Origin of the sequence: Pedococcus sp. (assembly GCF_036000045.1) — a bacterium.
GTDB lineage: Bacteria > Actinomycetota > Actinomycetes > Actinomycetales > Dermatophilaceae > Pedococcus.
The window spans coordinates 42,278-66,565 of the sequence record NZ_DASYGF010000029.1 but is presented as its reverse complement, the minus strand read 5'-3'; the positions used below and the strand labels follow the sequence as shown (position 1 = coordinate 66,565).

Annotated in this window: 24 protein-coding genes; 10 read left to right on the top strand and 14 right to left on the bottom strand. The window is 71.7% G+C overall.

Going from position 1 to position 24,288, the window contains the following annotated elements; translation table 11 throughout:
• Positions 1-19 precede the first annotated feature (19 nt).
• Both ald and VGN50_RS05840 read right to left on the bottom strand, forming a co-directional pair.
• Positions 20-1,135, bottom strand: coding sequence for an alanine dehydrogenase (gene ald / locus VGN50_RS05845; protein WP_327443759.1), 1,116 nt, complete (start codon positions 1,133-1,135; stop codon positions 20-22).
• Between the two features lie 46 nt (positions 1,136-1,181).
• Complete coding sequence (locus VGN50_RS05840) at positions 1,182-1,361, bottom strand: hypothetical protein (RefSeq protein ID WP_327443758.1); 180 nt, start codon at positions 1,359-1,361, stop codon at positions 1,182-1,184.
• Between the two features lie 170 nt (positions 1,362-1,531).
• Here VGN50_RS05840 and VGN50_RS05835 point away from each other — a divergent pair, with 170 nt between their 5' ends.
• Positions 1,532-2,374, top strand: a complete 843-nt coding sequence (locus VGN50_RS05835; protein WP_327443756.1) for a polysaccharide deacetylase family protein — start codon at positions 1,532-1,534, stop codon at positions 2,372-2,374.
• On the top strand, positions 2,371-3,609 hold the full coding sequence (locus VGN50_RS05830; RefSeq protein ID WP_327443755.1) for a YncE family protein: 1,239 nt from the start codon (positions 2,371-2,373) through the stop codon (positions 3,607-3,609). Before VGN50_RS05835 ends, VGN50_RS05830 begins: the two co-directional genes overlap by 4 nt.
• Before the next feature lie 11 nt (positions 3,610-3,620).
• On the opposite strand, the gene VGN50_RS05825 is transcribed toward VGN50_RS05830, so the two are convergent.
• The 6 genes from VGN50_RS05825 to VGN50_RS05800 are packed head-to-tail and all read right to left on the bottom strand — an operon-like array spanning position 3,621 to position 8,242.
• Positions 3,621-4,238, bottom strand: coding sequence for a GTP cyclohydrolase II (locus tag VGN50_RS05825; RefSeq protein WP_327443754.1), 618 nt, complete (start codon positions 4,236-4,238; stop codon positions 3,621-3,623).
• 11 nt (positions 4,239-4,249) lie between these two features.
• Positions 4,250-4,942, bottom strand: coding sequence for a RibD family protein (locus VGN50_RS05820; protein ID WP_327443753.1), 693 nt, complete (start codon positions 4,940-4,942; stop codon positions 4,250-4,252).
• A gap of 30 nt (positions 4,943-4,972) precedes the next feature.
• Complete coding sequence (locus tag VGN50_RS05815) at positions 4,973-5,815, bottom strand: class I SAM-dependent methyltransferase (RefSeq protein WP_327443751.1); 843 nt, start codon at positions 5,813-5,815, stop codon at positions 4,973-4,975.
• Positions 5,812-6,867 carry a glycosyltransferase family 4 protein gene (locus tag VGN50_RS05810; RefSeq protein ID WP_327443750.1) on the bottom strand — a complete coding sequence of 352 codons (1,056 nt, stop codon included), beginning with the start codon at positions 6,865-6,867 and terminating at the stop codon, positions 5,812-5,814. Before VGN50_RS05810 ends, VGN50_RS05815 begins: the two co-directional genes overlap by 4 nt.
• Positions 6,864-7,259, bottom strand: coding sequence for a 6-carboxytetrahydropterin synthase (locus VGN50_RS05805; protein ID WP_327443749.1), 396 nt, complete (start codon positions 7,257-7,259; stop codon positions 6,864-6,866). Before VGN50_RS05805 ends, VGN50_RS05810 begins: the two co-directional genes overlap by 4 nt.
• Positions 7,260-7,261: 2 nt before the next feature.
• Positions 7,262-8,242, bottom strand: coding sequence for a zinc-binding alcohol dehydrogenase (locus VGN50_RS05800; RefSeq protein WP_327443748.1), 981 nt, complete (start codon positions 8,240-8,242; stop codon positions 7,262-7,264).
• 126 nt (positions 8,243-8,368) lie between these two features.
• Here VGN50_RS05800 and VGN50_RS05795 point away from each other — a divergent pair, with 126 nt between their 5' ends.
• Positions 8,369-9,112, top strand: a complete 744-nt coding sequence (locus VGN50_RS05795) for a CDP-alcohol phosphatidyltransferase family protein (RefSeq protein ID WP_327443747.1) — start codon at positions 8,369-8,371, stop codon at positions 9,110-9,112.
• Positions 9,105-10,769, top strand: coding sequence for a CDP-alcohol phosphatidyltransferase (locus tag VGN50_RS05790; protein ID WP_327443745.1), 1,665 nt, complete (start codon positions 9,105-9,107; stop codon positions 10,767-10,769). The genes VGN50_RS05795 and VGN50_RS05790 overlap by 8 nt, the downstream gene beginning before the upstream one ends.
• A gap of 14 nt (positions 10,770-10,783) precedes the next feature.
• Here VGN50_RS05790 and VGN50_RS05785 read toward each other — a convergent pair whose 3' ends face one another.
• Entirely contained in the window at positions 10,784-12,775 is a 1,992-nt protein-coding gene (locus tag VGN50_RS05785) for a vWA domain-containing protein (protein WP_327443744.1), read from the bottom strand.
• 2 nt (positions 12,776-12,777) lie between these two features.
• Positions 12,778-14,169 carry a sigma 54-interacting transcriptional regulator gene (locus VGN50_RS05780; RefSeq protein WP_327443743.1) on the bottom strand — a complete coding sequence of 464 codons (1,392 nt, stop codon included), beginning with the start codon at positions 14,167-14,169 and terminating at the stop codon, positions 12,778-12,780.
• Positions 14,170-14,336: 167 nt separating this feature from the next.
• Here VGN50_RS05780 and VGN50_RS05775 point away from each other — a divergent pair, with 167 nt between their 5' ends.
• The gene (locus tag VGN50_RS05775; RefSeq protein WP_327443742.1) at positions 14,337-15,128 is read left to right on the top strand and encodes a nitrilase-related carbon-nitrogen hydrolase; all 792 of its coding nucleotides are present in this window, start codon (positions 14,337-14,339) and stop codon (positions 15,126-15,128) included.
• A gap of 62 nt (positions 15,129-15,190) precedes the next feature.
• Here VGN50_RS05775 and VGN50_RS05770 read toward each other — a convergent pair whose 3' ends face one another.
• Both VGN50_RS05770 and VGN50_RS05765 read right to left on the bottom strand, forming a co-directional pair.
• Positions 15,191-16,096, bottom strand: coding sequence for a hypothetical protein (locus VGN50_RS05770; protein ID WP_327443741.1), 906 nt, complete (start codon positions 16,094-16,096; stop codon positions 15,191-15,193).
• A gap of 193 nt (positions 16,097-16,289) precedes the next feature.
• Complete coding sequence (locus tag VGN50_RS05765) at positions 16,290-18,071, bottom strand: histidine kinase N-terminal 7TM domain-containing protein (RefSeq protein WP_327443739.1); 1,782 nt, start codon at positions 18,069-18,071, stop codon at positions 16,290-16,292.
• A gap of 160 nt (positions 18,072-18,231) precedes the next feature.
• Between VGN50_RS05765 and VGN50_RS05760 the strand changes: the two genes are divergently transcribed.
• The gene (locus tag VGN50_RS05760; protein WP_327443737.1) at positions 18,232-18,663 is read left to right on the top strand and encodes a pyridoxamine 5'-phosphate oxidase family protein; all 432 of its coding nucleotides are present in this window, start codon (positions 18,232-18,234) and stop codon (positions 18,661-18,663) included.
• A gap of 29 nt (positions 18,664-18,692) precedes the next feature.
• On the opposite strand, the gene VGN50_RS05755 is transcribed toward VGN50_RS05760, so the two are convergent.
• On the bottom strand, positions 18,693-19,967 hold the full coding sequence (locus tag VGN50_RS05755; RefSeq protein WP_327443736.1) for a HAMP domain-containing sensor histidine kinase: 1,275 nt from the start codon (positions 19,965-19,967) through the stop codon (positions 18,693-18,695).
• On the bottom strand, positions 19,964-20,578 hold the full coding sequence (locus VGN50_RS05750) for a response regulator transcription factor (protein WP_414694568.1): 615 nt from the start codon (positions 20,576-20,578) through the stop codon (positions 19,964-19,966). The genes VGN50_RS05755 and VGN50_RS05750 overlap by 4 nt, the downstream gene beginning before the upstream one ends.
• A gap of 115 nt (positions 20,579-20,693) precedes the next feature.
• Here VGN50_RS05750 and VGN50_RS05745 point away from each other — a divergent pair, with 115 nt between their 5' ends.
• The 4 genes from VGN50_RS05745 to VGN50_RS05730 all read left to right on the top strand — a co-directional run bounded on the left by VGN50_RS05745 (position 20,694) and on the right by VGN50_RS05730 (position 24,264).
• Positions 20,694-22,154, top strand: coding sequence for a ferredoxin reductase family protein (locus VGN50_RS05745; RefSeq protein WP_327443734.1), 1,461 nt, complete (start codon positions 20,694-20,696; stop codon positions 22,152-22,154).
• On the top strand, positions 22,151-22,639 hold the full coding sequence (locus tag VGN50_RS05740; protein WP_327443733.1) for an FMN-binding protein: 489 nt from the start codon (positions 22,151-22,153) through the stop codon (positions 22,637-22,639). The genes VGN50_RS05745 and VGN50_RS05740 overlap by 4 nt, the downstream gene beginning before the upstream one ends.
• A 43-nt stretch (positions 22,640-22,682) precedes the next feature.
• Positions 22,683-23,774: a lysylphosphatidylglycerol synthase transmembrane domain-containing protein gene (locus tag VGN50_RS05735; protein WP_327443732.1), complete on the top strand. Its 1,092-nt coding sequence runs from the start codon at positions 22,683-22,685 to the stop codon at positions 23,772-23,774.
• 73 nt (positions 23,775-23,847) lie between these two features.
• Positions 23,848-24,264 carry a DUF1003 domain-containing protein gene (locus tag VGN50_RS05730; protein ID WP_327443731.1) on the top strand — a complete coding sequence of 139 codons (417 nt, stop codon included), beginning with the start codon at positions 23,848-23,850 and terminating at the stop codon, positions 24,262-24,264.
• Positions 24,265-24,288 lie beyond the last annotated feature (24 nt).

Genomic DNA, 24,288 nt, shown 5'->3' with positions numbered 1-24,288 from the left:
GGTCAAGGGAGCAGCATGATCAGGCGAGCACGGCGTCGAGGCTCGTCGACTCCATCCCGTGGGCCTGCGCGACGGGCTCGTAGGTGACCGAGCCGTCATGGGTGTTGAGCCCCAGCGCGAGCGGCGTGTTGCCGCGCAGGGCATCGCGCCAGCCCTTGTCGGCCAGCTCGACCGCGTACGGGAGGGTCACGTTGGTCAGCGCATAGGTGCTGGTGTGCGGGACGGCTCCGGGCATGTTGGCGACGCAGTAGAAGACCGAGCCGTGCACCTGGTACGTCGGGTCGGCGTGGGTGGTCGGCCGGGAGTCCTCGAAGCAGCCGCCCTGGTCGATCGAGATGTCCACGAGGACGGAGCCCGGCTTCATCCGCGACACCTGCTCGTTGGTGACGAGCTTGGGCGCCTTGGCACCCGGGACGAGCACCGCGCCGATCACGAGGTCGGCGTCCGAGATGGCGCGCTCGATCTCGTACGTGTTCGACGCCACCGTCTGGCAGTGGCCCTGGTAGATGGCGTCGGCGTGTCGCAGCTTGGCGATGTCGCGGTCGAGGAGCAGCACCTCGGCCTGCATGCCCAGGGCGATGGCGGCCGCGTTCATGCCCGACACGCCGGCGCCGATGACGACGACCTTCGCGGCGTACACCCCGCTCACGCCACCCATGAGCAGGCCACGGCCACCCTGGGCGCGCATGAGGGTGTGCGCCCCCACCTGGGGAGCCAGGCGACCCGCCACCTCCGACATGGGCGCGAGAAGCGGCAGCGAGCGGTCCGGCAGCTCGACGGTCTCGTAGGCGACCGCCGTCACCTTGCGGGCGACGAGCTCCTCGGTGAGGGCCCGGTCCGCCGCCAGGTGCAGATAGGTGAAGAGGGTCTGGCCCTCGCGCATCCGGTGGTACTCCGGCTCGATCGGCTCCTTGACCTTGAGGATCAGGTCACCGGTGGCCCAGATGTCGTCGGCGGAGTCAAGGATGGTCGCCCCAGCCGACACGTAGTCCTCATCGAGGATCGACGAGCCGACGCCCGCCTCCTTCTCGACGAACACCTCGTGGCCGTGCACCCTCAGCTCGTGAACTCCGGCGGGCGTGATGGCGACGCGGTACTCGTTGTTCTTGACCTCGCGCGGGATGCCGACCTTCATTGCTCAGACCTCCTGATGGCAGTGGTCCTCGCACCATAGGCCGAAGTCAGGGAGCGACGCTCCCCGAATGCAGCAACGCGCCGATCAGCGCCAGTCTCCACGGCAGGGGCGCCTGGGCCGGGGTGCGGCAGGAGGCCCCGCCGCAGGGGCACACCCAGACCCACCCGCGGGCGCTGCGCTGGACGCGGGGCCGGTGGGTGGTGGGGTATGCGGTGTGCGTGCTCACGCTTCGAAGGTAGGCCCGTAGGGTGGTGGTCATGGTGGAGCAACACAAAAGGCAGTCCGAACGGCTGAGGCGGTGGTCGTCACGATGTGCGATGCACCTTCACACGCACCGGATCGAGTTCAGCGGTTTCTCAGGGCTGACGCCCGAGGGTGGCAAGGTGAGTGGTTCCGATGCCTGAAGACCTGTCCGAGCTCGAGAACAGCGGGTTCTCCCGGCGCGCCGTCATCGCCGCCGGTCTGACCGGGCTGACGTTGGGCGCCTGCTCCGCGCCCGGGTCGACCCCCGCCTCCACCTCCCACGGCAAGCCCCATAGCTCTGCGCCGATGACGACGCGCCCCCAGCCCGGGTCGTCCTCAGGGTCCGGGTCGGGCTCCGGCCCGGCGCCTGAGCCGGCCATCGCCAAGACCCCGGGTGACGACATCGTCAGCGGCCCGCGTGACCACAAGGCCGTGGCCCTGACCTTCCACGGCCAGGGGCCGGCCGAGCTGGTCCACGAGATCCTGTCGGCGTGTCACCGCGCCGACGCCCACATCACCGTCTTCGCGGTGGGAAACTGGATCGAGGCAACGCCCTCGCTCGGCCGGGAGATCCTGGCCGCAGGGCACGAGTTGGGTAACCACACGTGGAGTCACCAGCAGATGAAGCAGCTCTCCCCGGCAGAAGCCGTCCGAGAGGCCCAGAAGGGCGCCGACGCTCTGCGCGCAGCAGTCGGGACCGCCGGGTGGTGGTTCCGGCCGTCCGGCACCCAGCACAGCACGGCCACCATCAGGGCGGCGGCCCAGGCGGCCGGCTACCAGCGGTGCGTGTCCTACGACGTCGACCCCGGCGACTACCTCGACCCCGGCGCCTCCGCAGTGCGTGACCGGACGCTCGCCGGTGTGCAGCCCGGGTCGATCGTCAGCCTGCACTTCGGTCACACCGGCACGGCCAAGGCTCTCCCGGAGATCCTTGCCGGCCTGTCCCGCAAGGGGCTGGCCCCGGTCACCCTGTCCCGTCTGCTGGCCACCGCATGAGCCGTCGACTCACCAGGCGACTGGCCGTGCCTCGGGTGGTGCTGCCGGTGCTCGCAGTGCTGGCCATGACGGCGTGCTCGTCAGGATCTTCTGACCTGTCTCCCGCGGGCGGCACGACCAAGAGCTCGGCGAAGCCGAGGACCTCGACCACGACCCGCTCGACGTCGGTCTATGCCGATGCGGCGGCGGGCGACCTGAGCGCCGTCGCGCGCCAGGCCAAGCCGATGGTCTATGTGCCCAACACCATCAGCAACACGGTGCAGCTCATCGACCCCGCGACCTACCAGGTGGTCGCCCGGTTCCATGTGGGCGCGGAGCCGCAGCACGTCGTGCCCTCATGGGACCTCAAGACGCTGTGGGTGAACGCCGACCATGGCAACACCCTGACGCCCATCGACCCGAAGACGGGGCAGCCGGGCCGTCCCATCCCGGTGGACGACCCCTACAACCTCTACTTCACCCCCGACGGGCAGCACGCCCTGGTGATGGCCGAGCGGTTGCGCCGCATCGACGTCCGGGACGCGCAGACCATGGAGCTGCAGCGCTCGCTCCACGTGCCTTGTGCCGGCATCAACCACGCCGACTTCACCCGCGACCTCAAGACGCTCGTGGCGAGCTGTGAGTTCGACGGGCGGCTCATCGTCACCGACGCCAGTGCCACCTCGATCCGCAAGGTCATCGACCTCAATGCCATCCAGACTCCTGGGGCGACCTCGCCCCAGGAGGCCATGAACATGCCCGGCAGCCCCAAGGCCGGGCTCCGGCCGGGCGCGAGCTCGATGCCTCAGGACGTGCGCCTGACGCCTGACGGCCGCTTCTTCGTGGCGGCCGACATGCTGCGCAACGGCATCTGGGTCATCGACGCTCGCACCCTGACGTACTCGCGCTTCATCCACACCGGCATGGGCGCCCACGGCATCTACCCGTCCCGGGACGGGCGGCGGCTCTTCATCTCCAACCGTGACGAGGGCACGATCAGCGTGCTCGACTCGAGCACCCTGGCCCCGGTCGCCCGGTGGAAGATCCCCGGTGGTGGCTCGCCCGACATGGGTGGGGTGACCGCCGACGGCAAGCAGCTGTGGCTCTCGGGCCGCTACGACAACGTCGTCTATGTCTTCGACACGACGACAGGTGCCCTGCTGCACAAGATCCCTGTCGACGCCGGGCCACATGGCCTGTCAGTGTGGCCACAGCCCGGGCGGTTCAGCCTCGGCCACACCGGCAACATGCGCTGACCCGTCTCCCTTCACCCCAGGTCCAGCAGGTGGGCTCCACGGTCTACCTTGGTCGCGAGGTACCGGGCGTTCGCCGGTGACAGGTGCACGCCCGTGCCGACACGGTCGACCACGGTGATTCCGAGCCGCTCCAGCTGGGTCGCCTTGGTCGGGTTGTTGGTGAGCAGTGCCACCCGGTCGGCGCCGAGGGCATGCAGCATCTGCGCCGCGGCCGTGTAGCTGCGCTCGTCCGCGGCATACCCCAGAGCGAGGTTGGCCTCGTAGGTGTCGAGCCCGGTGTCCTGGAGCTCGTAGGCGTCGAGCTTGGCGTACAAGCCGATCCCGCGGCCCTCCTGTCGCAGGTACAGCAGGAAGCCGCCCACCTCGCTGATGCGCTCGACGGCTTCGCGCAGCTGAGCACCGCAGTCGCAGCGCTGGCTGCCGAACACGTCTCCGGTCAGGCACTCACTGTGCGGCCGCACGAGGGGTGGGCGCCCGGCGTGGTCGCCGAGCCCGAGCGCCAGGTGCTCTCGCCCGTCGGCGAGCCCGTGGAAGGTGTAGACCCGGGCGGTGGTCGTGAAACCGTCGGGAAAGCGCAGCGGCACCGTGACCTGCGTGCGAACGGTGGCGGGTCCCAGCGGATGCGTCATGGGTCGTCCTCTCAGGCCGGTCCGAAGCGGGTCGACAGGGCATAGCGCAGCAGCACGACATCGCCGATCTGGCGCACGTCCGCGAGCGTGGCGCGGTGCCCGGTGTTCCAGGGGAACTCACCGTCGGCCACGAAGCGGCGGCCACGCGAGTCGCCCACGAACAGGGGAGCGACGACCAGGTCCAGCTGGTCGGCCAGTCCGGCCGTGAGGAACTGCGTCAGGGTTCGGCCGCCGCCCTCCACCATCAACCGGCGCACCCCACGGGAGTGGAGGTCCTTCGCGACCCAGAGCAGGTCGAGCGGCTCCCCGGCGTCGATGACGGTGGACACAGCGCCGACCGCCGAGCGCGCCTGCGTCAGGCCCGGGCTCGCGGTGTAGACGAGCTTCGGCGTGTCGCCCGTGGTGAAGAAGTGGGCGGTGGCGTCGAGTCTGCCGGTCGCCGTGAGCGTCACCTTGGCCGGCGTCGGGCCCTCGCTTCTGGCGAGGCGCTCGCTGCGCCTCTCGGGGGAGCGGACCAGGAGCCGTGGGTTGTCGGCGCGGACGGTCCCAGCGCCGACGAGCACTGCGTCGCAGCCGGCACGCACCGCATCCACCCGGTCGAGGTCCGCCGCGTTGGACAGCACGAGCCGCTGGCTCGTGGCGTCGTCGAGGTAGCCGTCCAACGAGATGCCGCAGCTCAGCAGGATGTAGGGAGTGTCAGCCACGGCGGCCACCCCGCTCGAGCGCTTCGGCCGTCATCGGGGCACGACCCACAGGTCGCCGTGCTGGACGGTCACCCTCAGTCGACCCTGCGCGGCCTGAGCCAGGCGCCGCTCACGGTAAGGCGCCGCCATCACGGCGAGCTCGGGCCGCTGCTCGCAGGCTGCCGCGACCCATCCAGAGAGCCACTCGCTAGCCAACGCGGCGTCGGTGGCCGTGAGACGCCATGGGCTCGGACGGCTGACGACACGCGCACCCGCTCGCGCGAACGCCGTGGCGAGGTGGCCCAGCGCACCGGGTCCCATCAGGGTCCGACCTGCCACGGTCCGGCGCTGGTGCAGGTCGAACGCCTCGGCGACGACCGGGTCGAGCGGGTCGTGAGGCCGGAGCCGGACCCGGCCGACGACGGAGAGGGTCACCAGAGCGGGGCAGGCCAGGGCCGTCACGGTGGACACGATGCGGTCCAGCTCGTCCACGGTCAGGAGGTCCACCAAGGCCGACGCGGTGACCATCGTGGCGCCGCTGAGGTGCGCCGGCTCGAGCTCGGTCAGGTCTAGGGGGCGCGTCTCGATCGTGACCGGCGCACCGTCAGCGGCCCGGCCTGCGTATGCCATGTCCGCGGCCACGAGGAGGTCCTCGTCGTGGTCGAGGAGGACCCAGTGCTGGGGGCCTGGGAGCAGCGGAGCGAGCCATCGGGCCATGGCACCGGTGCCAGAGCCCAGGTCGTAGACGACGCTCGGCTCGTCGCCGGCGCCGGGCCGAGCAGCGACGTATCGCGCGGCGCGGGACGCCAGGGCGAGCGACCTCGCGGCGGTGTCGGCCGCCTCCCGGAGCTGGAGCCAGGGGGCGCTCACCCTCAGTGCCGGGTCGGTGGTCATGCCGCGGCCTCGCACAGCACCTGCGCGACGCGGCGCGCGGTGTCCGACCAGCGGGGCAACGTGGTGCGGCGCTGCCGCGCGGCGGCCCGCCAGCGGCGCCGCAGGTCCTCGTCACCCAGCCAGGAGCGCAGGGTCGATGCCAGGGCCTGCACGTCGTCCGGCGGGACGAGCGCTCCGGCCCGTCCATGTTCGGTCCCGCCTCCGAGCGCCTCCAGCACGCCGCCGACCGCGGTGGCCAGCACGGGGACCCCGCGCGCCAGAGCCTCGGTCACGACCATCCCGTAGGTCTCGGCACGGGAGGGGAGCACGAGCAGGTCGGCGGCGGCATAGGTGGCATCCAAGGCTGCGCCCACGCGTATGCCGGTGAAGGTCACCGGCATACGCAAGGGTCCCCTGAGCGTGCCCTCGGGCGACACCCCGAGCTCCTCGACCAGCTCCACGTCGCGGTCCAGTGGCCCCACGCAGGTGCAGCGCCACGGCAGGTCCAGGATCGAGCCCAGGGCGGCGAGGAGAAGGTCGTGCCCCTTCTCGCGGGTGACGGCGGCGACGCAGAGCAGGCGCTCACCCGACGAGGAGGCGGGTGCCAACGGCGCCCGGTCCACGCCGGGAACCGCGACACGGACCCGGCTCGGGGCCACGCTGTCGCGTTCCACCAGGCGCCGGCGGGTCCACTCACTGGTCGCCACGACCGTGTGGGCGGCGCCCAGCACCGCACGCACGGTGGCCGCTCGTTCGGCGTCGGGTGTGGGCTGGTGCACGAGGACCACGACCCGCAGCCGCGCGGAGTGGGGGAGCAGCTCGGAACCGGCGCGACGGGCGACCAGCCCGTCGACGAGCACCACCGCGGCATCCGGGATCGCGGCCAGGATGTCTGTCAGGGGGCCGTCGGCCAGGCTCCCGCCCGGCTGCCAGGTGCCGGCGACGGGCCATACCCGCACGGACCATCCGGTCTCGCTGAGCTCCTGAGCGAGCCGGCGGTCGTACAGGTTTCCGCCACTGGGCCGCGACGGCAGGTCGAAGCCGTCCGGCACGACGAGATGGACGACGCTCACAGCGCCCGCTCGTAGCCGGCCCACGCCACGTGGGACTCGTGCAGGGTGACTGCCAGGCCGGTCAGGTTGCCCGAGGCTCCGAGCGGGCCATCCACCACACGGGCAGCGAGACGGTCGGCGACCACCTGGGCCAGCGCCTCGGTGGTGGTGTTCGTCCCGGCCAGGCTCGGCTCGTCGTCGAGGTTGCGATAGGTCAGCTCCTCGAGGACGGCGTGGAGCTCCTGGGCGGCCCGGCCGAGGTCGGCGACGATGCCGTCGTCATCGAGCCGGTCGGCCCGCAGGGTGGCGTCGACGACGAAGGTCGCGCCGTGCAGCCGCTGGGCGGGGCCGAAGACCTCGCCGCGCAGGCTGTGGGCGACCATGAGGTGGTCGCGAACCGTGACACTGAACATGGCTACTCCCCGCTGTAGGCGATCGTGTGGCACAGGCCGGACAGCCGCCCGGACGACATCTCTGACATGACCCGGGGCAGCTCCTCGAACCGGGAGGTCCCGGTGACCAGCACGTCGAAGGCAGGGTCACGCAGGAGCTCCAGTGCGAGGGCCAGCCGCTGGGCGTGAGTGCGGCTCGAGCGCCGGGCCGGGGCGACCGCCCCCACCTGGCTCGCCCGGATCGCCAGCCGCTGGGAGTGGAAGGCGCCCCCCAGCGAGAGCCGTACGTCCTGGTCGCCGTACCAGCTGAGGTCGAGGACCACGCCCTCGGGCGCCAGCAGCTCCAGGGACCTCTGCAGACCCTCCGAGGTCGCGCTCGTGTGCACCACCAGGTCGCAACCGCCCTCTGCCTCGGCGGGCAGCGCGAAGCCGACGCCGAGCCGCGCGGCGACGTCGGCTCGGCTCTGGAGTGCGTCGACGAGGGTGACCGTGGTGCCGGCACACAGCGACGCCAGACGGGCCACGCAGCAGCCCACCATCCCGGCGCCAACCACCGCGATGCGGTCCCCGACCAGGGGTGGGGCGTCCCAGAGCGCGTTCACCGCCGTCTCGACCGTGCCCGCGAGCACCGCTCGGTCCGCGGGTATGCCATCGGGCACGACGGTGACGGCCGACGCCGGGACGACATAGGTGTCCTGATGCGGATAGAGGCAGAACACCGTCCGCCCCCGCAGGTGCTGGGGTCCCTCGTCGACCACCCCGACACTCAGATAGCCGTACTTGACCGGCCCGGGGAAGTCGCCGTCCTGGAACGGCGCCCGCATCGCGGCATACTGGCTCGGCGGCACGCCACCGCGGAAGACGAGCAGCTCGGTACCTCGGCTCACGCCGGAGCGCAGCGCCCGTACCACGACGTCGTCGGGGCCAGGGTCGGGGAGCGTGACAGGGCGAATCTCACCGAGGCCCGGCTCGCGCAGCCAGTATGCCGTCGCCTGACGTCCCACGAGCCCTCCCCTCGGTGCCTGCTCGATGCTCCCACGACCGTCCGTGACCGTCTCGCGGTCTGGCCTCGGTGAACAGTTACCCAGCCGGTCTCGTCTCATCCCTGCACCCCTAGACACGGAGGAGCCATGGCGTCGGTTCACGGTGGCCCGGTCGCCGGGCTCGCTGCCCAGCTCGTGCTGCTCCTCGTGCTCAGTGGCACGGTCGGGCTCGGGGCGACCGGGTGGCTTCTCGGCGTCGCCTACGGGCTCGTGACGGCCGTCGCGTTGGCCCGGGGGCTGGCCGGGCACGAGATGCCGGGTCTGGGGGCCGCGAACCGGGTGACCCTCACACGGGCGGTGCTGGTGGGGGGCGTGACGGCCCTGGCAGCAGGCGGGTGGGCCGGCCCGACCGGGCGGGTGCTGCTGTCGCTGACCGGGGTCGCCCTGGCGCTCGACGCCCTCGACGGCTGGGTGGCCCGGCGCACGGGGACCGTCTCGGCCCTGGGTGGCCGGTTCGACATGGAGGTGGATGCCTTCCTCCTCCTCGTCCTCAGCATCCTCGTCGCGCGGTGGGCCGGTGCCTGGGTGCTGCTCATCGGAGCCGCCCGCTACCTGTTCGTCCTCGCAGGCTGGCTGCGACCGTGGATGCGGCGAACCCTGCCGGCCCGGCCCTGGCGCAAGGTCGTCACCGCCACCCAGGGGGTCGTTCTCACGGCGAACGTGGTGCCGCGTGGGCCGCGGTGGGTGCTGGTGCTGGCTCTGACGGTGGCGTGGGGGATGTTGGCCGAGTCGTTCGGCCGGGACGTCTGGTGGCTGTGGGTCCGGCGGGAGCCGCTGGGGGACCCCGCTCTGGAGGGCGTGCCGGCAGCAATGGCGCCGAACGATGCGTAGCCAACGCCGCCGGCGTGCCCTCCACCCCGGGGGCCGCCGGCGGGCCCTGGTCGTCCTGTGGGGGGTGGGCGGCGTGCTCGCCTGGCTCGCCCTCGTGGCGCCTGACGACCTCAGCACGCTGAGCGTGCAGAGCCTGGTGCGCCTCCCGCTCGAGGGCGTGGTGGCGGTGGCGGTCCTGCTGGCGCTTTCCCTGGTCGGCCTGCCCTCGCGGGTTCGGGCCGCCGTCGCGGCCGGCATCGGCGTGCTCCTCGCCCTGCTGCTCACGCTGAAAGTGCTCGACACCGGACTCCTGCAGGCGCTGGGACGTCCCCTGCGCCCGACCCAGGACTGGACGTATGCGGGGTCAGGGCTGGGCTTCCTGACCGACTCGGTCGGGCGTCCGCTAGCCGTCCTGGTCGTGGTGCTCGGAGCGGTGGGCTGGACCCTTGGAGTGGTCCTGCTCGGCTGGTCGGTGGTGCGGTTGCAAGGGCTCGTGGACCGCCGCCGGCGGGGCGCGCTACTGGGGTTGGGCGCAGCGGCGGTGGTGTGGACGGCGCTGGCGGCGACGGGGCTAGAGCTCCCCGACGGGCGTGCCGTGGCCTCCACCGACGCTGCCGGCCTGGTCGCGCGACACGTCCTGCAGGTGCGCTCTGACCTTCAGGACCGCACCACCTTCGCGCGCGAGATCGCAATCGACCCGTTCCGGGCGGCGCCCGCGTCCCACCTGCTCCAGGGCCTGCGTGGCAAGGACGTCGTCGTCGTCTTCGTCGAGAGCTACGGACGCGTCGCCGTGGAGGGCTCGCCGATCTCCGCCGGGGTTGACGCGACCCTCCGGACGGCGACGAGCCGCCTCCAGGCCTCAGGAGTCGGGTCACGCAGTGCCTTCCTCACCTCGCCCACGTTCGGCGGGATCAGCTGGCTGGCGCACTCGACTCTCCAGTCAGGGCTCTGGGTCGACAGCCAGGAACGGTACGACACCCTCCTGACGACCCACCGGCTGACGCTGAGCGGGGCGTTCCGGCGGGCCGGGTGGCGCACGGTCGACGCCGTGCCCTCCGACCAGGACGACTGGCCGCAGGGTGAGGCGTTCTACGGCTTCGACCACCTCTACGGTGCCGGCAACCTCGGGTATGCCGGCCCCCGGTTCGGCTACTCGACGATGCCCGACCAGTACGTGCTGGCGGCCCTGCAGCGCCTGGAGCTCACCCCCGGTCCGCGCCGCCCGGTCATGGCGGAGCTCGATCTCACCTCAAGCCACTCGCCCTGGGCGCCGTTGCCCTCGCTGGTCCGCTGGGCGAGCGTCGGCGACGGCTCGGTCTTCGACCCCATGCCGGCCCTGGGTGACACGGCCGCGCACGTGTGGGCCGACCAGCAGCGGATCGCCGCGGCATACGGTCAGTCCGTCGAGTACTCGGTCGGCGCGGTGACGTCGTTCCTGCAGACGACGACGGACCCGAACCTGGTCGTGCTCATGCTCGGCGACCACCAGCCGTCCGATGCCGTCTCCGGAGCCCACGCAGGCCGCGACGTGCCGGTGACCATCCTGGCCAAGGACCCTCGCGTCCTGTCGCGAGTCGCCGGGTGGGGCTGGCAGCCGGGCCTGCTGCCGACCGCCGGCGCGCCGGTGTGGCGGATGGACGCCTTCCGGGACCAGTTCCTCAGCGCGTTCAGCCGCTGAGGCTCGACCCAGGCTCAGCCGGCGCGCCTGCGGCCTCGGCGGGTTCGTAGGTAGTCGCTGACGACGTACTCGCCCAACCGGTCCACGGTGGGTGTGAAGACCCGGCCGCCGGCCCGGCGGGCGACCGCGTCCACGAAGCGGGCGAGGCCGGGGTCGTCGCCGAGCATGAACACGTTGAGGGCCGCGCCGGCTCGGCGCAGCTCGTCGACCTGAGCCACCGTGGCGCGTAGGGTCGCCTGGGTCGTGGGCCACTGGAAGTGGGGTATGCCGTCCTCCCCGAGGTGGGCCGTCGGCTCGCCGTCGGTCACCACCAGCACGACCGGCTGGGCCTGGGGATGCCGGCGCAGATGCCGGGACGCCAGCATCAGGGCGTGCTGGAGGTTGGTGCCCTGCACCCATTCCGGCTCCGCCTCGGCCAGCTGCACCGGTGTGAGACGGCGTGCCGCGATGTTGAAGCCGATGATCTCGAGGGCGTCCTGCCGGAACCGTGTCTGCACCAGGTGTGAGAGGGCCAGAGCAGTCTGTTTCATCGGCCCCCAGCGACCCTCGTTGACCATGGAGAACGACATGTCGACGCACAGCGCGACGGCCGCTGTCGTGCGCCGCTCCGTCTCCACCACCTCGAAGTCGCCCACCTCGAGCCTGACGCCTGAGTCGCGAGTCTCCCTGCGGCGCAAGGCGTTCGACACCGTGCGCACGACATCGATCGGCTGTTCGTCACCGAACTCCCAGGCTCGGGTCAGGCCGGTGGGCTCGTCGGCGTGGCCGGTGCGATGGTCGTCGTGGTCGCCGCGGCCGTCTGCCGTCAGCCCGTCGAACACCCGCTTGAGAGCGGTCTCGCCGAGTCGCCGTACTGCCCTCGGCGTGAGGCGCAGGCCGTCGTCGCCCTGGCTCAGGTAGCCCTGCCGCTCGAGCTCGCGCTCCAGCTGGCGCAGTGCCTCGAAGTCGCGGGCCGCGTCGCCACCGAGGTGCTGCTCGAGGCGCTCCACGTCCACGTCGTCGAGGCTAGACCCGGCGTACGACTGGGCGAGCTGCTGGCCCAGGGCCTCGAGGTCCGCGAGGTCGGCCACCGCCTCGACGGCCGCGCTGTAGCCGAGCGGCACCCCGCCCTGTCCCATCCGGACCGGGCCGCCCCGGTCCAGGCCGGGGCGCAGCGCGCGCAGGTTGTCGGACAGCTGGGCCATCTCGGAGGCCAGGTCGGCGTCCGCCAGAGCGTCGCTCATCAGCTGGGCGAGCTGCTCGCGCTGCTCCGGGCTGAGCGAGGCCATCATCCGGGCCGCGGCGGCCTGCCTGCGGGCGAGTGCGTCGATGAGCTCGTCGACTGTCTCCGGGGACTCGGGGACCATTGGGCCGTGCTTGTCCATGAAGTCGCGGAACTGGTCGGTGGTGTCCTCGCCGCGAGCGTGAGCGGCGAGGAGGCGGTTGAGGTCGGCCAGCATGTCGCGAACCGCCGCCATGGTCTCGGGGTCCTGGCCGGACAGCGCCTGCGCCATCCCGGCGAACTGGGCGTCGAGCACCTCGCGCTGGAGCATCTGGGCGATCTGGTCGTAGATCGCCTGGGCGTCGGGGGAGTGCCAGTCGTGCGAGGCCAGGGCCCGGACCTGGCCGGCGACGTCGTCGGGCAGCGTCGCGAGGTCCATCTCGGCGAGGCGTGCGGCATCGGTGTCCTCACCGGCCAGGGTGTCGCGCTCGGCGGCCAGTGCCTGGTCGAGGGCGGCACGGACGTGGTCGAGCGTCCCGGACAGGTCACCGCGCCTGCGTGCGGCTTCGCGGGCCCGGCGTAGCCGGTCGGCCAGGTCGTCCAGTCCGCGGCGCTCACCGAGTCCACGGCGGAGCAGGTCGCGCAGGGCCTCCCTGGCCGAGCCGCCCGCGAGGACGTCGCGCCCGATCTCGTCCAGGGCTGCGCGCACGTCGAACGGCGGCGCGAGCGGGTCGGCCCCACCGTGCCAGGGGCCGTAGCGGAACCGGTCGCCGTGCGAAGGATGCCCACCAGGTATGCCGGCCACGCTCAGGCTCCGTAGACGGTGCGGCCCGCGACGGTGTCCTTGTCCAGCCGACGGGTGAGGTGCAGCCCCTCGAGGACGAACTCGACCGCGGCGGCGACGACACCCGGCGTGGCGTCGTCGCCGTGCCCGAGCCTGTCGAGGACCTTGGACAGCCCGGGAGTCGCGCCGATCTGGGAGAGGAGCTCGGTAGCGGGGATGAGCTCACCCGTCTCCACCACGTCGCCCTCGGCGAACAGGTCGGTGAACCCCGAGAGATCCAGGCCTGCCAGCCGCGCCCGGAACGTCTCGGCGGTCGCGAGCCGCAGGAGGTGGTCGAGTACCTCACGCTCGCGTCCCTCCTCACCCATCTCGAACTCCACCTTGCCCATCAGGGTCGGCACCACGGGCGGGACGTCGCAGATGCGGGCGACGGCCTGTGGCTCCGCGACGCGGGCGGCCCGCCGCAGGGCCGAGGCGGCAACGCTCTCGGCCGCAGCGATCGAGAAGCGGGCCGACACCCCCGACCGCTGGTCGACCGCGGAGGACTCGCGCAGGCCGCGGGTGAACCGGGCGATCACCTCGACCAGGTGCTCGGGGACGTCCGCGACGAGCCGGGCCTCCTGCGAGATCAGGGTGACCTCGTCCGCGACCTCCGCCTGGTAGTGGGTGCGGACCTCCGCACCGAACCGGTCCTTGAGCGGCGTGATGATGCGGCCGCGGTTGGTGTAGTCCTCGGGGTTGGCCGTCGCCACGACGAGCAGGTCGAGCGGCAGGCGCAGGGAGTACCCGCGGATCTGGATGTCGCGCTCCTCCAGCACGTTGAAGAGGGCGACCTGGATGCGCTCGGCCAGGTCGGGGAGCTCGTTGAGACCGAACACCCCCCGGTTCGCCCGCGGCACGAGGCCGTAGTGGACGGTCTCGGGATCGCCGAGGGTTCGCCCTTCGGCGACCTTGACCGGGTCGACGTCCCCGACAAGGTCACCGACGCTGGTATCCGGTGTGGCGAGCTTCTCGGCATACCGGTCCAGGCGGTGCCGCCACCGGACCGGGAGGTCGTCGCCCAGCTCGGCGCGCAGCCGCAGGCACCGTGTGCAGGTGGGCCGCACGGGGTCGTCGTTGATCTCGCAGCCGGCGACCGCGGGGGACCACTCGTCGAGCAGCTGGGCCAGCGTGCGCATCAGGCGGGACTTGCCTTGGCCCCGCTCACCGAGCAGCACGAGGTCGTGGCCGGCCAGCAGGGCCGCCTCGAGCTCGGGGAGCACCGTGTCGTCGAACCCGACGATCCCCGGGAAAGCGGGTTCTCCAGCCCGCAGCCGGGCCAGCAGGTTGTCGCGGAGCTCCTCCTTGACCGTGCGGTGGACGTAGCCACTCGCGGTCAGCTCGCCCAGCGTCGTCGGGAGATCAGTCGGCGTCATCACCCGAATGTACGTCGCCGGGTTGTCCTGTTGGCGGTGAGTCCCTAGGTTCACAGCAGCGCCCAGTGTTCGCAGCAACGCCCAGTGCCCGCCACCCCGGAGACGAGGAACGCCATGCCCCACAGGTCCGACGGCCTCGACCACGAGCCAGAGCCGGGACAGCTCGTATGACGCGGGTGAGGTGTCGTCAGCTGGCGCCACGGATCGGGGAGCCGGACTACAACCACGCGCAGATCCTCGAGTCCATCCGGGCGAGCGGCGGGGTCGACCTGCTCGTGCTGCCCGAGCTGGCGTCATCGGGGTACATGTTCCACGACGAGGCGGAGGCGCGCTCGGTCGCGATGACGCCCGCCGATGACCGCGTCGCGGAGTGGGTCGAGGCGGTGCCTCAGGACACCATCGTCGCCTGTGGGTACCCCGAGCTCGGCGATGACGGCGTGGTCTACAACAGCGCGATGCTGTTCGACGGCAGCGGAGTTCTCGCGAACTACCGCAAGGTGCACCTCTGGCATGAGGAGAACACCGTGTTCCGGGCCGGCGACGAGCGGGCCCCCGTGGTCGACACGCGGCTGGGGCGGCTCGGACTGATGGTCTGCTACGACCTGGAGTTCCCGGAGTACACGCGGAACGTGGCGATGCGTGGCGCCGATGCGCTGGTCGTGCCGACCAACTGGCCGCTGGTCGAGCGACCTGAGGGGGAGCGTCCGCCAGAGGTCGTCATCGCCCAGGCCGCCGCACGGACCAACAAGATGGCGGTGATCTGCTGTGACCGCAGCGGGGTCGAACGCGGTCAGGAGTGGAACGAGGGCACGACCGTCATCAGCCACGAGGGCTGGGTCGTCGCCGAGGTCGACGCCTCAGGGGCCGCTGAGTGCGACCTCGACCTCCAGGCCGGACGTGACAAGCGGATCGGCCCGCACAACCACCTCTTCGAGGACCGTCGGCCGGACGTCTACTGAGGCGACGCGCCGACCATCGGTGCCTCGCTCCCATAGCGCCTTGGGAGCGAGGCGCCGACCGGTCAGCGCGGCGAGTACCAGCTGGGCGCGTTGTGGGTCTTGGCGCGAGTGGCGAGCCGCTGGCTCGCCATGGTCATGGTGGCCGGCATGACGCTGGGGTTGATCTGACTCGGGTTGGCGACGGTGAAGGCAGTGACGTCGAGGAGCACGTGCGTGGTGGTGGAGGCGAAGATCGTGACGGTGTCGGTGGCGCTCGTCCCGGTGACGGCGAAGTTGGCGATGACCGCGTTCGCCGTGAAGTTGATGGACGAGACGGACGGTCGCGTCCCACCGGGCCACAGGGTCAGCCAGCCGCCGTTCACGGGGCCGACGATGGTGATGTTGCAGTATGCGGCCGTGGCAGCGAACTCCAGGCTGGACAGGTCGATGTCGATGCTGTGGCCGGCCAGCAGCCGCCCGGCCGAGTCGAGGTTGCCGGCCGCGTTGACGATCTTGGCGCGGCCACCGGAGTACCGCGTGTCGAGGACCCGCTGCGGGGTGATCGGCACGAGCTGGTTGGCGTTGACCTCGGAGTAGACCATGCCCACCAGGGGCCCGCTCGGGTCGCCGGTGGCGTAGTACAGGTCGCCCCCATAGTTGGCCAGGTCGCCACTGGTCAAGGCCGGCTGGGCGGTCGGGCGGGTCTGCTCGACGAGCCTCAGTGGCGCCAAGGTGGTGGTGTTCGCCAGCTCTAGGGTCGAGCCCGTGGTGCCTGCGCTCGTCAGGCTGGTCGAGGTCGTGCCCGCGTCGTTAGTGGCGCCCATCGTGACCGGCTCCCCCGTCGCGGCGCTGGCGCCGCCCGCAGTGGCGATCTCGGCCACGGCCAGCCCAGCCATGGTGGCGGCGACCGCAACACCGCCGGTGCGCAGCAGCGCCCGCCGGTCGGGGCGTGCCGTCGTGCTGTCCTCGGGTCGTGCTTCCTTGCCCATGGCTCGTTTCCTCTTCACGCATCTCGTGTTGGCATCGAGCCCGGATGGCCGACGCGAGCGGTTGCAGTGAAGATGTGCTGCACCCCGAATGATGCGTCACCCCCGGCATCCTGTCCGCCCGCGGTGGACGCTAGCGCACGAGAGCCGTCGCCGCTGGCGAATGCGGACCGAGGGGAACGGTCGCGTCGCGGACCTACCGCGGGAGGCCCATCGCGAGGAGAGCCAGGTCGTCCTCGAGCGCGCCGCCGCGAAAGTGGTGGACGGCGCTGGCGATCGCGTCGAGCACCGGTGCGGGCCTCGCCCCTCCCAGGGTGGACAGCAACGCCGAGAGCCGTTCGTCACCGAAGAACACCCCTTCGCGGCGCGCCTCGACCAGCCCGTCGGTATACATGCAGAGCAGCTCGCCCTGCCGGAGCTGGACGAGGGTCTCGGTGATGGTGGGCTCGTCGATGAGCCCGATCGCCGTGCCGGGAACTCCGACGGCTCGCACGCGACCGTCGCCGGAGCGGAGCAGCGGCTGGTGGTGGCCACCGAGGGCGAGGGTCAGGTCCAGCCCGTCCGGGTCCTCCTGGGCGACGGCGAACGCGACGGTGCAGTACCGCTCGTCCTGGCCCTCGCGCAGCAGGACGTCGTTGAGGCCGTGAAGCACCTGCGCCGGTCGCGGGTTCAGCATGGCGAGGGCGCGCACGGTGTAGCGCACCAGTCCGGTGAGGGCGGCGGCGGAGGCGCCCTTTCCGCTCACGTCGCCCAACACGACTCCCCATCGCTGCGCGTCGATCCGGAAGACGTCGTAGAAGTCGCCGCCCACCTCGAGGCCCGAGCCGGCCGGCTCGTAGACGCCTGCGACGAAGACGTCGCCCATCGGGGGGAGGAGGGCAGGGACCAGGCTGGACTGCAGCACCGTGGCGATGCGGGTCTGCTCGGTCAGCAGCGAGCGGAACTCCCGCTCTCGGACCGTGCGCTCGGTGACATCGCGGAGTAGGACCAGCTCCCCGGCGCGTCGGGCTCCCGACGGGACGCTGAGGTCCTGGCGTCGCACCTCGACGTGGCGGGTCAGGCCGTCGCGCCCGGTGAAGGTCACCTGGGCGTCCCCGGTCCCAGGACCGTTGTCGGGGCTCAGCTCCGTGACGGCGCCAGGAAGTATGGCGTCCAGTGGCCGCCCGACGAGCTCACGCCGGCGCTGGCCCAGGACGCGCAACGCGGCTGGGTTGGCATCGCTGACCGTGCCGAAGGCGTCGCAGAGGATGACGCCGTCGGCGACCGCCTCGACCACGGCACTCCAGGCCACCGACGACAGGTTGATGAGCCGCTCACGGTAGAGCCCCCAGACCAGCACCGCGCCCGTGAGGATGAACGCGAAGGGCGTCACGTCGACCGCGCCGAAGCGCCCCACGTTGAGGTTGTAGAGCACGTTGACCACCCACGGCACCAGGGCCGCAGTGACCATCACGGTGGCCGCCACTCGGTAGGTCGAGGGCAACGCCGCCATGGCGCGGACGAACAGGACCGTCGCGACCAGCAGCACGGCGTTGCCGTAGCCGAACACCACCCAGAACAGCGGACCCGACTCGATGACCGGCACCGCGCCAGGCTGCCCCCCGGGCCGGTAGAACCGAACCAGATCGTGCGTCGCGGGCACGGCCAGCACCGTCGCGACCAACACCGGTTCGATCCCCAGCGCAGCGACGCGCCGTCGCGTGACCCAGCTGTCCCTGCCGGTGTAACGGAGGACGAAGACGAGCCACGCGGGGGAGAGGAGCACGATTCCGGCGTACTTCAGGTCCCCCCACAGACCTCGGGCCGACCCCATGGTGGAGAGCTCCATGGCGTAGGCGGTCGCCCACCAGGCCACACTCGACAGCATGACCGCGAGGCTGGCGCCGGCCCGGGAGCCGGCGCGACGAGCGACGTAGATCCCCATCGCCGCAAGCGCGACGGCGGTGACGGCCGCCATCGCCGTCAGCTCGCGCAGCATCCCACCACCACAGCCCTGCCCCCTGAGTCCCGACCTGTCGTCCGTCAGTATGTCCAGTTTCCCCTGGATCGGCGCTGACTTGCTCAAATGCCGCCCTCGGAGACAGTCCGGGACGTTGGTCACTGGTGCGGGCCGCAGCATCCGGTCTGCACTGGATGGCATGAGCCCGACCCACGTCCCCCAGCCGCGCACTCGCGAGATCGAGCTCCACGAGGCGCTCGCCCTGCTCCGGTCGGTCCCCGTGGGCCGGTTGGCGGTCGTGGTCGACGGTGCGCCGGACGTCTTCCCGGTCAACCATGTCGTGGACCACGGAACCGTGGTGTTCCGGACGGCAGTCGGGACCAAGCTGTCGGCCACGCACGGGCAGCGGGTGGCCTTCGAGGTCGACGGCTACGATGCGTCGTCCGGGGAGGCCTGGAGCGTGGTCGTGCACGGTGTCGGCCGGGTGGTCTACGAGAGCGAAGAGGTCATCGAGGCCCTGATGCTGCCCATCTTCCCGTGGCAGGGCGGCTCGAAACCTCAGGTGGTCCGGGTCATACCCAGCACCATCACCGGCAGGCGGTTCAGCGTCGAGGGTGGAGCCCGGGACTGAAGGACGCAGTGGACGCAGGCCAGTCGCCGTCAGCCATCGGCCTCTGCCCGCGTGCCGGCGTCTGCCGCGCCCGGTAGGTGCAGCGTGAACGACGACCCCTCTCCGGGGGCGCCGGCGATCTCGAGCCGGCCCTGATGCGCCCGCACCACCTCGTCGACCAGGGCCAGCCCCAACCCGAACCGTCTACCGCCTCCCGCGGAGGTCGGCTCCCCTCGGGCGAACCGCTGCGTCAGGCGGGTGGCCTCGGTGGGGTCGAGGCCGTCTCCGTGGTCCTCGACGCTCACCCGGATCATGCCCGCCGCCCGGCCCTGGGCGAAAGGACCAGCACCATCGGCCTGCAGCCGGATGCAGACCGCACCGCCCGAGCTCGAGTGGGCAATCGCGTTGTCCACCAACGCTGTCAGTGCGCGTCGCAGGGCAGTCGGTGCGCCGCTCACGACCAGTCCGTCGGACCGCCCACCCTCGACGGCGACGTCCAGGTGCACCCCGGCCTGTTCGGCATACGGGCGCATACTGGCGCCGACCTCCTCGGCCAGCTCGGCCAGGTCGACGCGGCTGTGGGCCAGCTGGGTGTGCTCCAGCTGTGCCGCCAGGAGCAGGTCGGACACGACCTCACCCAGTGACTCGGTGTCCGCCACGAGCTGGTCGAGCTCGGCGCGCTGGCGCGGAGACGCGTCGGCGGCCAGATGGCGCCTCACCATCTGCGCGCGGGTGTGGACGACGGCCAGGGGCGTGCGCAGCTCGTGGCTGGCGTCTGCCACGAAACGTCGTTGGAGCTGCAGGGCGCTACCCAGCGGCCTCACGGCTCGGCGCCCGACCAGCAGGCCGATACCAGCGGCGAGGATCACGCCGACCAGGCCGGCGAGTGTGGTCGCATCGACGATGCGGTGCTCCTCGGCGATGTGGCGCGACTGGTCGTACACCGCGGCGAACCGAACGCCGTCCCCGCGGGCGTCGACCCACGCGGTCCAGTGCGACCCTGCGGTGTCCACCGACACCAGACCAGGCGGGTCCTCGGCCAGCTGCCGGGCGCCGACGACGGCCGCCGGGGTCCCCGGACTCGCGGTCCGCGACGCGCCTGTCACCCGCACCAGCCAGATCCCGACCGGCGGGTCGTTGACGTCGTCGGCCTTCGTGGCCGTCTGCCTGACGAGTCCTCTGATCTCGGTGGCCTGCTGATGGTCGAAGAGCACCACGACGCCGAGCGACACGATCACCACCACCATCGCCACGGCGAGCGCCGTCTGCGCGGAGACGGACCAGGCGGCCCGGCGCAGGAGCGTGCCCTCGGCGGGGGGCGTCATTCGGCCCCCAACCGGTAGCCGACACCGTGGACGGTCTCCACCACCCCGGCCCCCAGCTTGCGCCGCAGGTAGTGGACATAGGTGTCCACGGCTCCGGGCGTCTCGGCACCGTCGAAGATGCCGTCGAGCAGCTCGTCGCGGGTGAAGACGCGCTTGGGGCGGCGGGCCATGACCGCCAGCAGCTCGGCCTCGCGGGGCGACAGGATGACGTCGGGAGCACCGTCACCCGAGATCACCCGGTTCTCGGCGAGGACGAGACGCCGTGGGCCCACGGGGAGCTCCTCGGCCAGCGCCGAGACCGGTCGCAGGAGAGCGCGCAGCCGCGCCAGCAGCTCGTCGATGTCGAACGGCTTGGCGAGGTAGTCCTGGGCACCGGCGTCCAACCCCTCCACCCGGTCGGCCACGGTGTTGCGGGCGGTCAGCAGCAGGATCGGCGCCGCGACACCGCGCGAGCGCAGCCGAGAGACCAGGTCCACCCCCTCGATGGCCGGCAGGCCCCGGTCCACGACCATGACGTCGAACGTGCCGACCAGACCCTGGTGAAGGCCGTCCTGCCCGTCCCGGGCCACCGCCACGGAGTAGCCCTCCTCGGTGAGCAGCTGCTCGAGCATCCCGGCCAAGCGGAGGTCGTCCTCGACCAGGAGGAGCCGGGCACCTGTCGTCACGCATGCCATCGTGGCACGCCGGTCTCATAAGTCTCTGAGAACCGCCCGCCACCATGGGAGGGTGACCACTCATCCCCGCGGTCAACGCACCCGCAGAACCGCCGACGCCAACCTCCGCAAGGCGCGGTTGCTGGGCCAGCGGCACCAGGCCTGGCGTCGCAGCCGCGGAGACCTCCTCGAGGTCGCGGCGGTAGCCAGCCTCGTGCTGGTCGTTGCGGTCTACCTGCGTGACGGCGGCAGCCATGACCTCCTCGCCGGAGACTTTGCGACCGAGCTCGTGTCGGTCGGCCGGCTCACCGGGCTCATCTCCGTGGACCTCCTGCTCATCCAGATGCTGCTCGCGGCCAGGGTGCCCTGGCTCGACCGTGTCTACGGCGCCGACCGGGCGCTGAAGGCGCACCGGATACTCGGCCGGGTGACGGTGCCCTTGGTGCTTCTCCACATGGAGGCGCTCATCCTCGGGTATGCCGCGCGCGACCATCGGGGGGCGTGGTTCGGCGTGGTGGTCGAACCGTTCGTCATGCTGCGCAACGTGCCGGACATGCTGACGGCCTTCGCAGCCACGGCGCTCATGGTGGTCATCGCGGTGACGTCGGTGCGGGCAGCTGTGCATGCCATGGGATATGAGCGCTGGCACCTCGTGCACCTCACGGCATACGCAGCGGTGACCCTGTCGATCCCGCACCAGCTGTCCATCGGGTCCGACCTCACCCAGTCGGGCCTGGTCCATGCGTACTGGCTGGCGCTGTACGTCGGCGTCGCCGCCTCGATCGTGTGGTGGCGGGCCGTCGTGCCGGTCTACCGCTCGGTGCGCCATCAGCTCAGGGTCGAGGCCGTGGTCGAGGAGGGACCCGGCACGTGGTCGGTGTGGGTCCGGGGTCGCCGGCTGGAGGAGCTCGACGCGAGGTCGGGACAGTTCTTCAACTGGCGTTTCAACGCCCCCGGTCTGCGTACGTTCGCCCACCCCTGGTCGCTGTCGATCATGCCGAGCGACCGCCATCTGCGGCTCACGGTGCGCGACCTCGGCGACCATTCGCGGGCGCTGGCCGGGCTTCGCCCCGGCACTCGCGTCCTCATCGAGGGGCCCTATGGCGCTTTCACCACCGCCCAGCGCACGCGACGCCGGGTGCTCCTCATCGCGGCCGGCATCGGCGTGACCCCCATCCGCGCGCTGGCGGAGGAGCTCGCCGCGGACCCGACGGTCCGGCCCGGCGACCTCACCATCGCCTACCGGGCGGACGCCGCCGACCGGCTCGCCCTGCGGACCGAGCTCGAGCAGCTGACCCAGTCGCGCGGTCATGCCCTGCACCTGCTCACCGGGCCGCCGGTGGAGGGCTCCTGGCTGCCCGACGGGCTGCCCGGCCGGGACGACGCCGACCGGCTTCGCCAGCTCGTCCCCAACCCGCGCCAGCACGACGTCTACATCTGCGGTCCGAACGTGTGGATGGATCTGGTCCACTCCAGCCTCCGGGCCGCGGGCGTGCCGAGACGCAACATCCACGACGAGAGGTTCAGCTGGTGAGGGTCATCACTGCTCTGGGTACCGCAGCGGCAGCCGGGGTCGTCATCGTGACCAGCTGGCAGGCCGGCCAGCGGCCCGGGCCGACGGCCGTGGGTGGGGTCCGCGTCATCGCCGTGCCCCCGGGGCCGACGACGTCCGGGTCCTCCAGCGGTCCGCGGTCGGGGTCGACAGCGAAGACCGGCAAGGCCGGCAGCAAGGCGGCGCCGACGCGTCGGACCATCGTGGGCGGCGTGGCCCAGACCCGCTACGGCGATGTGCAGGTGAGCGTCACCCTCCTCGGCACCCGCATCGTGGACGTCAAGGCGCTGCACCTCACGGACAGCTCCCAGACCTCGGTGGACATCAGCGCCGGTGCCGAGCCCACGCTCCGCAGCGAGGCGCTCGCCGCGCAGTCGGCCAACATCGACCTCGTGAGCGGGGCGACGTACACGAGCGAGGGGTACCGGGCCAGCCTGCAGGCTGCCCTGGACGCCGCCCACCGCTGAGTGGCTGCCTGAACTCCGCGCCCGGCCGATCCGTATGACGGGTGTGGCCGTCACCAGCTCCGTTCGGCTCGGCATCGGGTCGGCGGTACGCACGTTCGCCGCCGCGTCGGGATCGAGGTGGTCGCGCCTGGCGGCCGGAGCCATCGTGCTGTGCTTCCTGTGGCGGCAGGTGGGCGCGACGGCGTTCTCCGACGGGCTGCGCTCGGTCACCTGGCCGGTGCTCCTGGCCGCCGCCGCGCTCACGGGCCTGACCACACTGTGCTCCGCGTGGCGCTGGCGCGTCGTGGCCCGCGCGCTCGGCGTCGACCTCGGGCTCCGCCAGGCGGTGGGCGCCTACTACCGCTCCTTGTTCCTCAACTCCGTGCTCGTCGGTGGGGTCCTCGGCGACGTTCACCGGGCAGTCAGGCACGGCCGGGGAGCCGGCGACATCGTGCGCGGGCTGCGCGCTGTGGCGTGGGAGCGGCTGTGCGGCCAGGTGGTTCAGGCCGCCGTGACCGTGGCCGTCCTGCTGGCTCTGCCGACCTCTGTCCGCCCGGCGCTGCCCTACGTCGTCGGGGGCCTCGCGGGGTTGTCGGTCCTTGTCGGGTGTGCTGCGCTGGTCATGCGAGACGCCGGTCGCCGCGGCCGGACCCGGGTGGCCCGTGCCGCCCGGGCCGTCACCGCTGACCTGCGCCATGGCCTGCTGGCCCTGGACGTGTGGCCGCAACTGATGCTCGCCTCGGTGCTGGTCGTCGCCGGGCATACGGCGGTGTTCGTCACGGCGGCGAGGCTCGCAGGCAGCGGCGCGCCGCTCGCCCAGCTGGTCGCGTTACTGCTGGTGGTCCAGATGGCGTTGGTGGTGCCCCTCGGCATCGGGGGATGGGGGTTGCGGGAAGGTGCGGCCGCCTGGGCCTTCGGCGCGGCGGGGCTGGGCGCAGCCACCGGCGTGACGGTCGCCGTCCTGTATGCCGTGCTCATGCTGGCTGCGGTCGCTCCAGGCGGGGGACTGCTGCTGGCCGACGCCGTCCGCCGTCCGCACAGGGTGGTCGCGTCATCACCTCGGCCGCCCGCTGGGGGACGGAGCTCGAGGTGGGGGAGGCAGGAGAGGCGCGGGACGCGCGAGGGACGGGGGACGCTCGGCATACCGACGCCATGATGTGACTGCTCCTGGACCGAGCTGTGGGGCGGAACCGCATCTCTGGCGGTCGGGTGGGGTGGATAGTGACCTCATGACTCACGCCGACCCCACCGAGACCGCCCCGGTGCACCGCACCCACCCCGCCTATGCCGCGGTCATGGCGAAGCGGGCCAGCAGCCTTCAGCTGAAGATCGCGGACCAGATCACCGGCTTCGCCGGCTCGATGAACTTCGTCTACATCCACGCGGCGCTGTTCGCCGTCTGGATGCTGGTCTTCGAGGCCAGCCCGTGGCCGACCCTGACGCTCATCGTGTCGCTAGAGGCCATCTTCCTGTCGACCTTCGTCATGATCGGCCAGAACCGGCAGGCTGCGTTCCAACAGGCCAAGGCCGACCATGACTTCACGGAGTCGGAGCTGGAGCTGAAGACGAACACCGAGCTGACGCGTCAGATCCATGCCCTGACGACCGAGCTCCACCGCCGGGTCATGACCGAGAGTGCCGACTGAGAGGCAGCTGTAGCGCCCGCAGGG